Annotated in this window: 10 protein-coding genes; all 10 read left to right on the top strand. The window is 70.7% G+C overall.

The window, feature by feature from the left end:
• Window positions 1-115: 115 nt before the first annotated feature.
• The 10 genes from ABZ564_RS13640 to ABZ564_RS13685 all read left to right on the top strand — a co-directional run bounded on the left by ABZ564_RS13640 (window position 116) and on the right by ABZ564_RS13685 (window position 14,061).
• A complete protein-coding gene (locus tag ABZ564_RS13640; RefSeq protein WP_360854573.1) occupies window positions 116-598 on the top strand; it encodes a GNAT family N-acetyltransferase in 483 nt (160 codons plus the stop codon).
• Window positions 599-998: 400 nt separating this feature from the next.
• A complete protein-coding gene (locus ABZ564_RS13645; protein WP_360854576.1) occupies window positions 999-5,279 on the top strand; it encodes a discoidin domain-containing protein in 4,281 nt (1,426 codons plus the stop codon).
• Between the two features lie 214 nt (window positions 5,280-5,493).
• Window positions 5,494-6,918, top strand: coding sequence for an extracellular solute-binding protein (locus tag ABZ564_RS13650; RefSeq protein ID WP_360854579.1), 1,425 nt, complete (start codon window positions 5,494-5,496; stop codon window positions 6,916-6,918).
• A 91-nt stretch (window positions 6,919-7,009) separates the two neighbouring features.
• Window positions 7,010-7,969 carry a sugar ABC transporter permease gene (locus tag ABZ564_RS13655; protein WP_360854582.1) on the top strand — a complete coding sequence of 320 codons (960 nt, stop codon included), beginning with the start codon at window positions 7,010-7,012 and terminating at the stop codon, window positions 7,967-7,969.
• Window positions 7,970-7,985: 16 nt separating this feature from the next.
• The gene (locus tag ABZ564_RS13660; protein WP_360854585.1) at window positions 7,986-8,945 is read left to right on the top strand and encodes a carbohydrate ABC transporter permease; all 960 of its coding nucleotides are present in this window, start codon (window positions 7,986-7,988) and stop codon (window positions 8,943-8,945) included.
• A 123-nt stretch (window positions 8,946-9,068) separates the two neighbouring features.
• Complete coding sequence (locus ABZ564_RS13665) at window positions 9,069-10,694, top strand: glycoside hydrolase family 13 protein (protein ID WP_360854588.1); 1,626 nt, start codon at window positions 9,069-9,071, stop codon at window positions 10,692-10,694.
• A gap of 106 nt (window positions 10,695-10,800) precedes the next feature.
• The gene (locus ABZ564_RS13670) at window positions 10,801-11,127 is read left to right on the top strand and encodes a cupin (protein ID WP_360854590.1); all 327 of its coding nucleotides are present in this window, start codon (window positions 10,801-10,803) and stop codon (window positions 11,125-11,127) included.
• A gap of 40 nt (window positions 11,128-11,167) precedes the next feature.
• Window positions 11,168-11,797, top strand: a complete 630-nt coding sequence (locus ABZ564_RS13675; RefSeq protein WP_360854593.1) for a GNAT family N-acetyltransferase — start codon at window positions 11,168-11,170, stop codon at window positions 11,795-11,797.
• Window positions 11,798-11,906: 109 nt separating this feature from the next.
• Window positions 11,907-12,779 (top strand): ABC transporter substrate-binding protein, encoded by an 873-nt coding sequence (locus ABZ564_RS13680; protein ID WP_360854595.1) that lies wholly within the window; start codon window positions 11,907-11,909, stop codon window positions 12,777-12,779.
• Window positions 12,780-13,128: 349 nt separating this feature from the next.
• Entirely contained in the window at window positions 13,129-14,061 is a 933-nt protein-coding gene (locus tag ABZ564_RS13685) for a carbohydrate kinase (RefSeq protein ID WP_360854598.1), read from the top strand.
• Window positions 14,062-14,125: the final 64 nt, after the last annotated feature.

Below are 14,125 nucleotides of genomic sequence, written 5' to 3' on the forward strand. Positions count from 1 at the left end.
GGCACCGGCTGGGCAGGGACGCTCATATCCTATGGAGGTCCGGGACGCGTCCGACGTATGTTCGATCACTGGGTGCCCCGTACCGCGCGGCGGCCCTTCGGACAGGAGAGAACGCATGTCCTCGGAAAGCCCGCCGGCCGTCGTGCTCCGGGAGGCCAGGGCGGACGACGCCGGCCCTCTCACCCGGCTGTTCCTCGACTCCCGCGCCGCCGCCATGCCGTATCTGCCTCGGGTGCACAGCGACGAGGCGACCCTCGCCTGGATGACCCGTGTGGTGCTGCCCGGCACCGATGTCCGGGTGGCCGAGACGGGGGAGGGCGGGGGAGCGCGGATCGCCGGCTTCGTCTCGCTGGACGGCGCCGAGCTGGAGCACCTCTACATCGCCCCCGGCCTGCGCCGCCGGGGCATCGGCTCCCTCCTGCTGGAGGCCGCCAAGGCGGCCGGCCCCGAGGGGCTCGCCCTGTACACCTTCCAGCGCAACACCGGGGCGCGGGCCTTCTACGAGCGCCACGGGTTCACCGCGGTCGCGTTCGACGACGGCAGCCGCAACGAGGAGAACGAACCGGACGTCCGGTACCGGTGGAGCCCCGCCGGGTGAGCCTTTTCTGCTGAGGGACGGGGAGAGCGAAGGGCGGGTCCGCGGAGGCGGACCCGCCCTTCGCCGTGCCCGGTGAGCCCCGGTGCGATCCCCCTCCCAACTGGCAGCTTTCGGCGGTTTGCGTATACGCGCAAGTTCCTTGCGTTGGAAGGCGGCTTTGGATCGCATGGCCGATTGGGCATTAATTACCCCTGTTGTCAGGGTAGTTGGCGCGCTCGTACGTGTCCTGTCGGCTTGCTTATTTCTGCCGGAACGGTGGACTCCATGTCAGCCTTCTGCAACTCTCTGACTGCAAAACGCAAAAGTCCACTCTGCTGGTGCAGGAATTCATGTACTGGCGGGTTTCACAGACGGAGCCGCGCCTCGGCCACCTCGCGTCGAGGCAGCAGATCGGGGACAGATGAGAACGCGACGCCGGAGATGGCGGATCCTTTCCGCGACCGTCTCCACCAGCCTGATGATGGTCGCCTGGCCGGCGCTGAACGCCTCGGCCGCCGGCGGCCCGAACATCGCGGCCGGCCATCGCGCCGCCGCGAGCAGCGGGAAGTCCGCCGGGAACATCGCCGACGGGCAGCAGTCGACGTACTGGGAGGGGTCGGGCACGTCCCTGCCCCAGTGGGTGCAGAGCGACCTGGGCAAGGTCACCCGCATCGACCAGGTCACGCTGAAGCTCCCCGCCGACTGGTCGGCCCGCCGCCAGACGCTCTCCCTCCAGGGCAGCGTCGACGGCACCAGCTTCTCCACGCTGAAGACCTCGGCCGCCTACACCTTCGCACCGGGCAGCTCCAACACGGTCACCATCGGCATCCCGGCCACCCGGACCCGCTTCGTACGGGCCGACATCACCGCGAACACCGAGGCCGGCAACGGGCAGCTCGCCGAACTGGAGGTCCGGGCCGCGGCGGAGTCCTCGGTGAACCTCGCCGCCGGGCGCCCGCTCACGGCCAGCAGCTACACCCAGACGTACATCGCCGCCCACGCCAACGACGGCAACCGGGCCAGCTACTGGGAGAGCCGCAACAACGAACTGCCGCAGTGGCTCCAGGCCGACCTGGGCTCGTCCGTACGGGTCGACCGCGTGGTGCTGCGTCTGCCCGACGGCTGGGAGACCCGCAGCCAGACGCTGAAGATCCAGGGCAGCGCCAACGGCTCGGACTTCACCGACCTCACCCAGCCCAAGGCGTACACCTTCAGCCCCGCCTCCGGTGAGACGGCGACGATCACCTTCGACGCCACCACCACCCGCTACGTCCGCGTCCTGGTCAGCGCCAACACCGTCCAGCCCGGTGCCCAGGTCTCCGAGCTGGAGGTATACGGCCCCGAGCCCGGTGACACCCAGGCACCGAGCGCCCCGACGCAACTGGCCTACACCGAACCGGCCACCGGGCAGATCCGGCTGACCTGGAAGCCGTCGACGGACGACACCGCCGTCACCGGCTACGACGTCTACGCCGACAACACCCTGCTGACCAGCGTGGCCGGTGACGTCACCACGTACACCGACACCCGCCCGGGCGGCACCACCGTCTCGTACTACGTGCGGGCCAAGGACGCCGCGGGCAACGTCTCGGGCAACAGCAACACCGTGACCCGCGGCGGGGAGACCGGCGACACCCAGGCGCCCACCGCACCGGCGAACCTGAGCTTCACCGAGCCCGCCTCCGGGCAGATCAAGCTGGCCTGGACGGCGTCGAGCGACAACAAGGGCGTCACCGGGTACGACGTCTACGCCAACAACGTGCTGCGCAGGAGCGTGGCGGGCGATGTCACCACGTACACCGACACCCAGCCCGCCGGCACCACCGTGTCGTACCTCGTACGGGCCAAGGACGCGGCGGGCAACGTCTCGGGCGACAGCAACACCGTCACCCGCAACGGCACCACCGGCGCGGCCTCCGACCTCGCCGTCGGCAAGCCCATCACCGCCTCCTCCGTGGTGCACACCTTCGTCGCGGAGAACGCCAACGACAACCAGCTCTCCACCTACTGGGAGGGCGCCGGCGGCAGCTACCCCAACACCCTCACGGTGAAGCTGGGTGCCAACGCGGACACCCGGAGCGTCGTCGTGAAGCTCAACCCGGACAGCGCCTGGGGCGCCAGGACCCAGAACATCCAGGTCCTCGGGCGTGAGCAGAGCGCCTCCTCCTTCACGAGCCTGGTCGCCGCGAAGGACTACGCGTTCAGCCCGGGCAGCGGCAACACCGTGGCCATCCCGGTCGACGCGCGCGTCGCCGATGTCCAGCTGAAGTTCACCTCCAACACCGGCGCGCCCGCCGGGCAGGTCGCGGAGTTCCAGGTGCTGGGCGCCCCGGCCCCCAACCCGAACCTCCAGGTCAGCGCGTTGACGGCGAGCCCGGTCGCGCCCGTCGAGTCGGACCCGGTCACGCTCACCGCGACGGTCCGCAACACCGGCGCCGTCGCCGCACCGGCCGGCAAGCTCGAATTCCGGCTCGGCGGCACCAAGGTCGCGACCGCCTCCGTGGGCGCGCTCGCCGCCGGGGCCTCCACGCAGGTCAGCGCCGGCATCGGGGCCCGGGACGCGGGCACGTACACGCTGAGCGCGGTGGCCGACCCGGACAACCAGATCATCGAGCAGAACGAGACCGACAACACCTACACCAGCACGTCCGGCCTGGTCGTCAAGCCGGTCGCCGGCTCCGACCTGGTGCCCACGGCGGTCACCACCTCGCCGTCCTCCCCGGCCCAGGGCGACAACACCTCCTTCTCCGTCGCCATCAGGAACCAGGGCACGGTGGCCTCCGCCTCGGGCGGCCACGCGGTCACGGTGACCCTGCTCGATGCCAAGGGCGCCACGGTGAAGACCCTCACCGGCAGCTACAACGGCGCGATCGCCGCGGGTGCGACCAGCGCCCCGGTGAACCTGGGTTCCTGGACGGCGGTCAACGGCTCGTACACCGTGAAGACGGTGGTCGCGGACGACGCCAACGAACTGCCGGTCAAGCGCGAGAACAACACCGCCGGCAGCTCCTTCTTCGTCGGGCGCGGCGCCGACATGCCGTACGACACCTACGAGGCGGAGGACGGCGTCACGGGTGGCGGCGCGAAGGTCGTCGGGCCCAACAGGACCGTCGGCGACGTCGCCGGCGAGGCGTCCGGCCGTAAGGCGGTCACGCTGAACGACACCGGAAACTACGTCGAGTTCACCACCCGGGCCAGCACCAACACCCTGGTGACCCGCTACTCCGTCCCGGACTCCGCGGGCGGCGGCGGCATCGACTCCAAGCTCAACATCTACGTGGACGGCACCTTCCTCAAGGCGATCGACCTCACCTCGAAGTACGCCTGGCTGTACGGCGCGGAGACCGGCCCCGGCAACTCCCCGGGCGCCGGATCGCCCCGGCACATCTACGACGAGGCGAACGTGCTGCTGGGCCGGACCGTCCCGGCGGGCAGCAGGATCCGGCTCCAGAAGGACGCGGCGAACACCAGCACCTACGCGATCGACTTCATCGGCCTGGAGCAGGCGGCCCAGATCGCCAACCCGGACCCGGCCGCCTACGCCGTCCCGACCGGATTCACCCATCAGGACGTCCAGAACGCCCTGGACAGGGTGCGGATGGACACCACGGGCAAGCTGGTGGGCGTCTACCTGCCGGCCGGTGACTACGAGACCGCGAGCAAGTTCCAGGTCTACGGCAAGGCGGTCAGGGTCATCGGTGCCGGACCCTGGTACACCAGGTTCCACGCGCCCTCCACCCAGGAGAACACCGACATCGGCTTCCGGGCCGAGGCGAGCGCCAAGGGCTCGACGTTCGCGAACTTCGCGTACTTCGGGAACTACACCTCCCGCATCGACGGCCCTGGCAAGGTGTTCGACTTCTCCAACGTGTCGGACATGGTCATCGACAACATCTGGAACGAGCACACGGTGTGCCTCTACTGGGGCGCCAACACCGACCGCATCACCATCAAGAACTCCCGTATCCGCAACACGTTCGCCGACGGCGTCAACATGACCAACGGCTCGACCGACAACCACGTCGTCAACAACGAGTCGCGGGCCACCGGTGACGACAGCTTCGCGCTGTTCTCGGCGATCGACGCCGGCGGCGCGGACATGAAGAACAACGTCTACGAGAACCTCACCTCGCTCCTGACCTGGCGCGCGGCCGGGGTTGCCGTCTACGGCGGCTACGACAACACCTTCCGCAACATCCGCATCGCGGACACCCTGGTGTACTCGGGGATCACCGTCAGCTCGCTGGACTTCGGCTACCCGATGAACGGCTTCGGGACCGGCCCCACGACCATCGAGAACGTCTCCGTGGTCCGCTCCGGCGGCCACTTCTGGGGCTCGCAGACCTTCCCCGGCATCTGGCTGTTCTCCGCCTCCAAGGTGTTCCAGGGCATCCGGATCAACCACGTCGACATCGTCGACCCGACATACAGCGGCATCATGTTCCAGACCGGCTATGTGGGAGGCCAACCGCAGTTCCCGATCAAGGACACGATCCTGACGGACATCTCCATCTCCGGCGCCCGCAAGAGCGGGGACGCCTTCGACGCCAAGTCCGGCTTCGGGCTGTGGGCCAACGAGATGCCGGAGGCCGGCCAGGGACCCGCCGTCGGTGAGGTCACCTTCAACGGGCTCAGGTTCAGCGACAACGCCCAGGACGTGAAGAACACGACGTCCACCATGAAGATCGACATCAACCCGTAGCAACCACCGCACACAGGGGCGTCGTCCGGCCCGCCGGGCGGCGCCCCGTGCTGTTCGCGCGCCGTTTTCCGCATGCGGCGTACCTAAGGCTGTCAAACTTTTACGAAAACTGCGCGAGATATTGCGTTCACATGTCGACGCTGGTTGAGTGTGCCTCGCCCCGGCAGCCAGCCGGCCGAGGGCCATCCACGCTCATGCCCGAAGGGGATCATCGATGAGAAGTGCCGGGTTGCACCGCACACGCCGTATCAGCCGTGCCTCCGCGGCTGCCCTCGTCACCGCACTTGCCCTGACCTCGCTCGCCTCCTGCGGCACGAGCAGCAGCAAGGGCGACGACTCGAGCAGTTCGTCCAAGGGTTCCTCCGACCCTTCGGCTCCGCTGGACCCGAAGACCAAGGTGACGATCTCGATCGACTGCATGCCGCCGGCGGCCAAGGCGGCGGAGCTGCGTGAGTGGAAGGAGGACATCAAGACGTTCAACGAGAAGTACCCGAACGTCACGATCAACGGGAAGTCCACCCCGGGCCAGTGCAACGAGCCGCCCCGCTTCACCGCCATGCTGAAGGGGAAGTCGCAGCCCGACGTCTTCTACGCCTACTTCAGCGACCTCCAGCAGGTCCTGGACAACGACGGGGCCGAGGACATCTCCGCGTACGTCAACGACAAGACGGTCCCCGCGCTGAAGGACATCCAGCCCCAGGTCGTCGACGTGGCCCGCAAGGACGGCAAGCTCTACGGCCTGCCGACCAGCAACTACACCATGGGTCTGATGATCAACCGGAAGCTGTTCGAGCAGGCCGGTCTCGACCCGAACACGCCGCCGGCCACCTGGGACGAGGTCCGCGCCGCCGCCAAGAAGATCGCGGGCCTCGGCAAGGGCATCTCCGGCTACGGCGAGTACAGCGCCGGCAACAACGGCGGATGGCACTTCGCCGCCACCCAGTTCGGCCTCGGCGGAGAGGTCGTCGACGCCTCCGGCAAGAAGGCCGCCTTCAACAACGAGACCGGCAGGCAGGTCCTCCAGCAGCTGCACGACATGCGCTGGGAGGACGACAGCATGGGCAAGACCCAGCTGCTCAAGTGGGGCGACCTCCAGAAGCAGATAGCCAGCGACAAGCTCGGCATGTTCCTCGCCGCCCCCGACGACATCGCCTACATGGTGCAGCAGCTCGGCGCCGAGTACGAGACCTTCGGCCTGGGCCCCATCCCCGGCGGCAAGGGAACCCTCTTCGGTGGCAACAACTACCTGATCAAGAAGGGCAGTTCGCCCGACCAGATCAAGGCCGCCATCGCCTGGCTCAACTTCAAGAACCTCACCCCCGGCAAGGGACAGTTCGACTGGGCCCGCACCAAGGCCGACAAGCTCCCCGTAGGCCTGCCGCAGCCCAACTTCTTCCTCGGCGAGAGCAAGACCAAGGACGACGCCGCGCGCGCCGCGAACGCGACGATGCCCGTCGAGAACTTCAAGGCCTTCATGGACAACCCCGTCCCCGGCAAGGCCGAGCCACCGAAGGCCCAGGAGATCTACAAGATCCTCGACAACGCCATGTCCGGCGTACTGACCAACAAGGACGCGGACATCGACAAGCTGCTCTCCACCGCCGAGCAGCAGGTCAACCAGGTTCTGGCGAACCAGTAACGGACGCGCGGGGCCGGGTCACGCGGACCCGGCCCCGCATCCGGACCCGTCCGCTACCGCGCTCGCAGCACACCGGCACCGAGGAGACGCCATGTCGGCCCCAACCCTGTCCCCCCGCAAGGCGACCAGGCCTCGCACAGGACACCCAGGCCCCGCCCACCGGGACTCCGCCCGCGAGGAGTTCCTGCGCGCCCTGCGCCGCAACATCTCAGCGCACGGCTTCCTGATCGGAGCGGTGCTCTGCTTCTCGCTCTTCTCCTGGTATCCGATGGTCCGGGAATTCATCCTGGCCTTCCAGAAGAACGAGGACGGCACCACCACCTGGGCCGGCTGGTCCAACCTCAGTTACGTCTTCAACGACCCGGCCTTCTGGCAGGCCTGGCGCAACACCCTGCTGTTCACCGTCCTCGCCCTGCTCCTCGGCTTCGTCGTACCGTTCGCCGTCGCCGTCGTGCTCAACGAGTTCCGGCACGGACAGGGCTACCTGCGGCTCCTCGTCTACCTCCCCGTGATGCTCCCGCCGGTCGCCTCCGTCCTGCTCTTCAAGTACTTCTACGACCCCGGCTACGGCCTCTTCAACCGCATCCTGGCCGTCTTCCACCTGCCCGAACAGCAATGGCTCCAGGACACCAGCACCTCGATGCTCTCCGTCGTCATCGCGGCGACCTGGATGAACATGGGCGGCGCCACCCTCATCTACCTCGCCGCGCTCCAGGGCATCCCGGGCGAGCTGTACGAGGCGGCGGAACTCGACGGCGCGGGACTGCTGCGCAAGATCTGGCACGTCACCATCCCGCAGACCCGCCTCATCCTCTCGCTCCTGCTGCTCATGCAGATCATCGCGACGATGCAGGTCTTCACCGAGCCGTTCCTGCTCACCAACGGCGCCGGGCCCGAAGGCTCCACCACCACCGTCGTCTACCTCATCTACCAGTACGCCTTCAACTTCAACAACTACGGCAGCGCGGCGGCACTCGGCCTCGTCCTGCTCGTCGTCCTCGCGGGCTTCTCCGCGGTGTACGTACGACTGAGCCGCAGCAGCGAAGACTAGGACGGGAGCCAGGACCATGGCATCGAACACACTTGTCTCCCGGCGCGGGAGCACTCCACGCACGTCCGCCCGGCGCAGGTCCGAGGGCACCGCCGAACGCGGCCGCCAGCGCACCCTGATCTCGCCGGCCCAGCTCGGCAGGTCCCGCGGCAGGGCCGTCTACTGGATCGTCTTCGGCCTGGTGACGGTCCTGTTCACGGCGGTCTTCCTCGGCCCCCTGTACTGGATGGTCACCGGCGGCCTGAAGACCACCCAGGAAGTGGTGCAGAGCCCGCCCACGGCCTTCCCCAGCTCCCTCCACACCGAGAACTACAGCCAGGCCTGGACGGTCATGGACCTGTCCCGACTGCTGTTCAACACCCTGTACTACGCCTTCGGCGCGCTCGCCTTCCAGCTGATCTTCGACGTCGCCGCCGCCTACTCGCTGTCCAAGCTGCGGCCGGTGTTCGGCAAGGTCATCCTCGGCATGATGCTGGCCACCCTGATGATCCCGGCCACCGTGCTCGTCGTCCCGCAGTACCTCACCGTCCTGGACGTGCCCCTCATCCAGCGCAACCTCGTCAACTCGCCCTGGGCGATCTGGCTGCCGTCCGTCACCAACGCCTTCAACATCTTCCTGCTGAAGCGGTTCTTCGACTCCATCCCCGGCGAACTCCTCGACGCCGCGGCCATGGACGGCGCCTCACCCCTGCGCACCCTGCGCTCGATCATCCTGCCCATCTCCCGGCCGATCCTCGGAGTCGTCTCCATCTTCGCCGTCGTCGGCGTGTGGAAGGACTTCCTCTGGCCGATGCTCACCCTGCCCGACCCGAGCAAGCAGACCCTCAACGTGGGCATCTACTCCCTGGCCAGCGGCGTACCCGAGAACGTCCTCATCGCCGCACTCACCATCGCGTCGATCCCGACGCTGCTGATCTTCCTGCTCTTCCAGCGCAACATCATGAGCGGTCTCACCGCGGGCGGCCTCAAGGGCTGAACCGCCCAGCCCCGGGGCGCGCCCCCGGACCGCCCTCCCCTCAGCACTCCGCCGCCGGCTCACCCATCCCGCCCCGCCGGCCGGGCCGGCGGCGGAGTCCCACCTGCCCGAAAGGAACGCCCCGTGGCAGCCAACCGTCCGTCCGAGGCCACCGCACCCTGGTGGCGCGACGCCGCCATCTACCAGATCTACGTACGCAGCTTCGCCGATGGCGACGGCGACGGCACCGGCGACCTGGCAGGGGTACGGGCCAGGCTGCCCTACCTCGTCGAACTGGGCGTGGACGCCCTCTGGTTCACCCCCTGGTACCTCTCGCCGCTGGCCGACGGCGGCTACGACGTGGCCGACTACCGCACCATCGACCCCGCCTTCGGCACCCTCGCCGAAGCCGAGAAGCTCATCGCCGAGGCCCGCGAACTGGGCATCCGCACCATCGTCGACATCGTGCCCAACCACGTCTCCGACCAGCACGCCTGGTTCCGCGCCGCCCTCGAAGCCGGCTCCGGCAGCCCCGAGCGCGACCTCTTCCACTTCCGCAAGGGCCGCGGCGCGAACGGCGAGATCCCCCCCAACGACTGGGTCTCCGAATTCGGCGGCACCCCCTGGACCAGGCTCGACGACGGCGAGTGGTACCTCCACCTCTTCGCCACCCAGCAGCCCGACCTCAACTGGGCCCACCCCGCGGTCCGCCGGGAACACGAGGACGTGCTGCGCTTCTGGTTCGAACGCGGCGTCGCCGGCGTACGCATCGACTCCGCGGCCCTGCTCGCCAAGGACCCCGCACTGCCCGACTTCGTCATCGGCACCGACCCGCACCCCTTCGTCGACCGCGACGAACTCCACGACATCTACCGCTCCTGGCGCGCCATCGCCGACGAGTACGGCGGCGTCTTCGTCGGCGAGGTGTGGCTCCCCGACACCGAGCGCTTCGCCCGCTACCTGCGCCCCGACGAACTCCACACCGCCTTCAACTTCAACTTCCTCGCCTGCCCCTGGGAGGCGGAGAAGCTGCGCGGGGCCATCGACGACACCCTCGCCGAGCACGCCTCCGTCGGCGCCCCCGCCACCTGGGTGCTCTGCAACCACGACGTGACCCGGACCGTCACCCGCTACGGCCGCGAGGAGACCGGGTTCGACTTCGCGGCCAAGACCTTCGGCACCCCCACCGACCTGGCCCTCGGCACCCGCAGGGCCCGCGCCGCCGCCCTGCTCTCGCTGGCCCTGCCCGGCGCGGCCTACCTCTACCAGGGCGAGGAACTCGGGCTGCCCGAGGCCGACATCCCGCTCGACCGCATCCAGGACCCGATGCACTTCCGCAAGAACGGCACCGACCCGGGCCGGGACGGCTGCCGCGTGCCCATGCCCTGGGCGGCAGGCGAACCGTACGCCGGATTCGGGGCCACCGAGGAGCCCTGGCTCCCGCAGCCGGCCGGCTGGTCCGCGTACGCCGCCGACCTCCAGACCGGCGACCCGGACTCCATGCTCGGCCTCTACCGCGAGGCCCTGCGGCTGCGCCGCACCGAGCCGGGCTTCAAAACCGGGGGCGAGCCCGGAATCAGGCGCCTGACCTGGCTCGACGCCGCGCCCGGGGTGCTCGCCTTCGCCAGGACCGACGGACTGCTGTGCGTCGTCAACCTGGCCGCCGAGGCCGCGGAGCTGCCCGCGCACAGCGCGGTGCTGCTCGCCAGCGGGCCCCTGGACGAGGCGGGCCGCCTCCCGCGGGACACGGCGGTGTGGCTGCGCGCCTGACGACACCCCCGGCCGTACGCCGGTGCACGGGCCCGGCCGCGTGGGAGCGCGACCGGGCCCGTGCGGCAGGTTCGCGGGCGGGCGGGGGCTGCGGCACAGTGGGCATATGGACGCTCCGAACGATCTCAACGCCCTCGCCGCCGAGCACCTGGCCGCCGCCCGCGCCGCGCCGCACGGCCGCAGCGCCCACCTCCTGCTCCACCAGGACCCGCTGCGGCAGACCGTCATCGCCCTGACCTCGGGCTCCGCGCTCGACGAGCACAACGCCCCGCCCGCCGCCTCGCTCCAGGTCCTGCGCGGCTCCGTCCGGCTCACCGCCGCCTCCGGCGACGTGGAACTGACACCCGGACGGCTGCACCCGATCCCGCAGGAACGGCACGGGCTGCTCGCCCTGGAGGACGCCGTCGTCCTCCTCACGGCCGTGAACCCCTGACCCCTTGTGGGAGCGCTCTCAGAGTCGGCAGGATGAGCCCGTGACCCGCCACCTTCCCGGCCCACGGGCCTACCGACCCGACGACAGCGCCCCCCTCTCGGACATCTGCATGCGCACCGCCGCGGGCGGCGGCGACGCCCGGGACCTGTACCCGGACCACGAGCTGGTGCCGTCCATCTTCGCCACGCCCTACGCACACCTGGAACCCGAGCTGACCTTCGTCCTCGACGACGGCACGGGCCGCCCGGTCGGCTACATCCTCGGCACCGCCGACACCCCGCGCTTCGTCAAGGAGTTCCGCGAGCACTGGCTGCCCCGGGTCGCCGACCGGCATCCGCTCCCCGAGGGCCCGCCGCAGAGCCCCAGCGACGAGATGACCCTCCTCCTGCACAACCCGGAGCGCATGGTCCTGGCCGAACTCGCGGGCCACCCCGCCCACCTGCACATCGACCTGCTGCCCGACTGGCAGCGCAAGGGGTACGGGAGAGCGCTGATGCGCACCTTCCTCGCGGCCCTGAACGCCAGGGGGGTGGAGGGCGTCCACCTGTCCATGCTCACCTCCAACACCCCCGCCAGGGCCTTCTACGACCGGCTCGGCTTCACCGAGATCCACGTCCCGGACCCCGGCCCCGTCACCTACCTCGTACGCGGCACGCAGCCGGATCCGTAGCCGGATCCCCGGCCCGTCGCCGCCCCGGCGGGTGCCGCCCGCATTTGCTGGGCAGGTACTCGTCGACCGCCGCCGCCCGGGCGGCGGGTCCCGGTGGGAGGCGTGTGACGTGAACGAGCGGACCGTGTGGCAATTCACCGACGACCGGGGGCAGTTGTCGGCAACCGGGGAGCGCCCGCAGCGGGTGCTCGCCTACATCCAGGCCGGGGCGACCCTGTGGGACCACGGCATACGCCCGGCCGGGCTCTTCGGCTCCGGCCACGACGACCCGGCCGCCCCCGACCCCGCGAAGACCGGCTCGCTGCCGCTGGACGGCATCGCGTACGCCGGGGCCGGCGCCACCCTGGACGTGGACGCCTTACTGCGCGGCGCACCGGACCTCGTCGTCGCCGTCAGCTACGGCGGCGGCCAGGTCTACGGCCTCGACCCCGAAACGGCCAAGCACCTGGAGGGCCACGTCCCGGTCGTCGTCATCGACGTGGGCCAGGCGCGCACCCTCGCCGAGGTCGGTGACCGGTTCGCGGAGCTGGCCCGCTCGCTCGGCGCCGAGGAGCCCGCGGCGGCGACCCGGGAGCTGGCCGCCGCGAGGGACCGGCTCCGCGCCCTGACCGCGGGCCCGCACCGGGCGCGGGTCCTCGCCCTGTCACCGGCCGGCCAGGAGCAGACCCATCTGGCCCGCCCCCGCATGTGGCCCGAACTGCGGGTCCTCGCCGACCTGGGCGTCAACCTGCTGGAACCCGCCGAGGGGCCAGGCGCCAACTGGGCCACGACCGGCTGGGCCGAGGCCGCCGCGCTGCGCCCGGACGTCGTCCTCGCCGACATCCGGGCCAACGCCACCCCGCTCGACGAACTGCGCGACAACGCCGAGTGGGCGGCCGTCGCCGGAGCGGCCCGGGTGGTCCCGTGGAACCCGGAGCCGGTGTGCAGCGCCCACGCCCACGCCCGGTTCCTGGAGCTGGTGGCGGACGCGCTGGGCGCTTAGGGCCGGTAGGGAGTTGTCCCGCGGCGTCGCGGTGTCCGGCGCCACCGCCTCCGGCGTTGTCCTCGGGCGACGATGCTCCTTTCCCCGAGTGCTCGGCTTCGCTGGAACAGGGGGACCCCATCCGCCTCCCTCCTCCGCCCTGGATTCGACGGCGCCGGACACCGCTCCTTGCTCCACGGGACACCTCCATACAGGCCCTGGGTGTGCCGGGGGCGACGCGGCGGGGGCGTGCCGCACCCGCCGCGCGCCGGCGGCCCGCCGCGTGCGAGGGTGCTGGGTGTCCGGAACGTCGTACCGGCGGGCGGACGCCCCGTCACCCCGTCACCGCACCCCGGGAGATCCCGCCCTCATGCTCGACCGACCCGACTTCCTGGTCATCGGTGAATGCGTCGCCGACATCGTCCGGCTCCCCGGCGCCCCCGACCGGGTCCACCCCGGGGGCAGCCCGGCCAACGTGGCCCACGGTCTGGCCAGGCTCGGCCACGACACGACCCTGCTCACCCAGCTGGGCCCGGACGGCAACGGCCGGCTGATCCGCGCGCACCTCGCCGGGGGCGGGGTGGAGGTGCGCACGGACGGCGCCCCGGACCCCACCCCCTCGGCCGTCGTCACCCTGGACGGCGAAGGGCGGGCCTCGTACGCGTTCGAGATCGCCTGGACCCTGGGCCCGGTCGCCCTGGACCGGCGGCCCCGGCACGTCCACACCGGTTCGATCGCGGCGGTGACCGAGCCCGGGGCGGCCGCGGTCCTCGCCGCAGTCGAGTCGCTGCGGCCTGCCGCCACCGTCAGCTACGACCCCAACGTGCGGCCCGCGCTGATGGGGGACCACGGGGCCGCCGTGCGCAGGGTCGAGCGGTGCGTGGGCCTCAGCGACGTGGTCAAGGCCAGCGACGAGGACCTGGACTGGCTGTACCCGGGCCAGGACGCGGCGGACGCGGCCGGGCGGTGGCTCGACGCCGGACCGGCCCTCGTCCTCGTCACCCGGGGCCGCGAGGGGGCCACGGCGCTGCTGCCCGGCGGACCGGTGGACATCGGCGCGCTCCCCGTCGAGGTCGTCGACACGGTGGGCGCGGGCGACGCCTTCATGTCCGGCACCCTGCACGCACTCGCCGCCCACGGCCTGCTCGGCGAGCCCGGCCGGGAACGGCTGCGGTCCTTGGACCGGCACGCGGTGGGCGACGTGCTGCGCCACGCGGCGGCCTCGGCGGCCGTCACCGTCTCCCGGGCCGGCGCCAACCCGCCCGACGGGACCGAACTGCGCGAGGCGCTCGGCCGGCACTGAACGGGCCGGACCCGCCGCCACCGATATTCGGCCCGCTCCGCCCGCACCCTCGGCGGGCCCCGGC

The organism is Streptomyces sp. NPDC019224, from assembly GCF_040632605.1.
GTDB lineage: Bacteria > Actinomycetota > Actinomycetes > Streptomycetales > Streptomycetaceae > Streptomyces.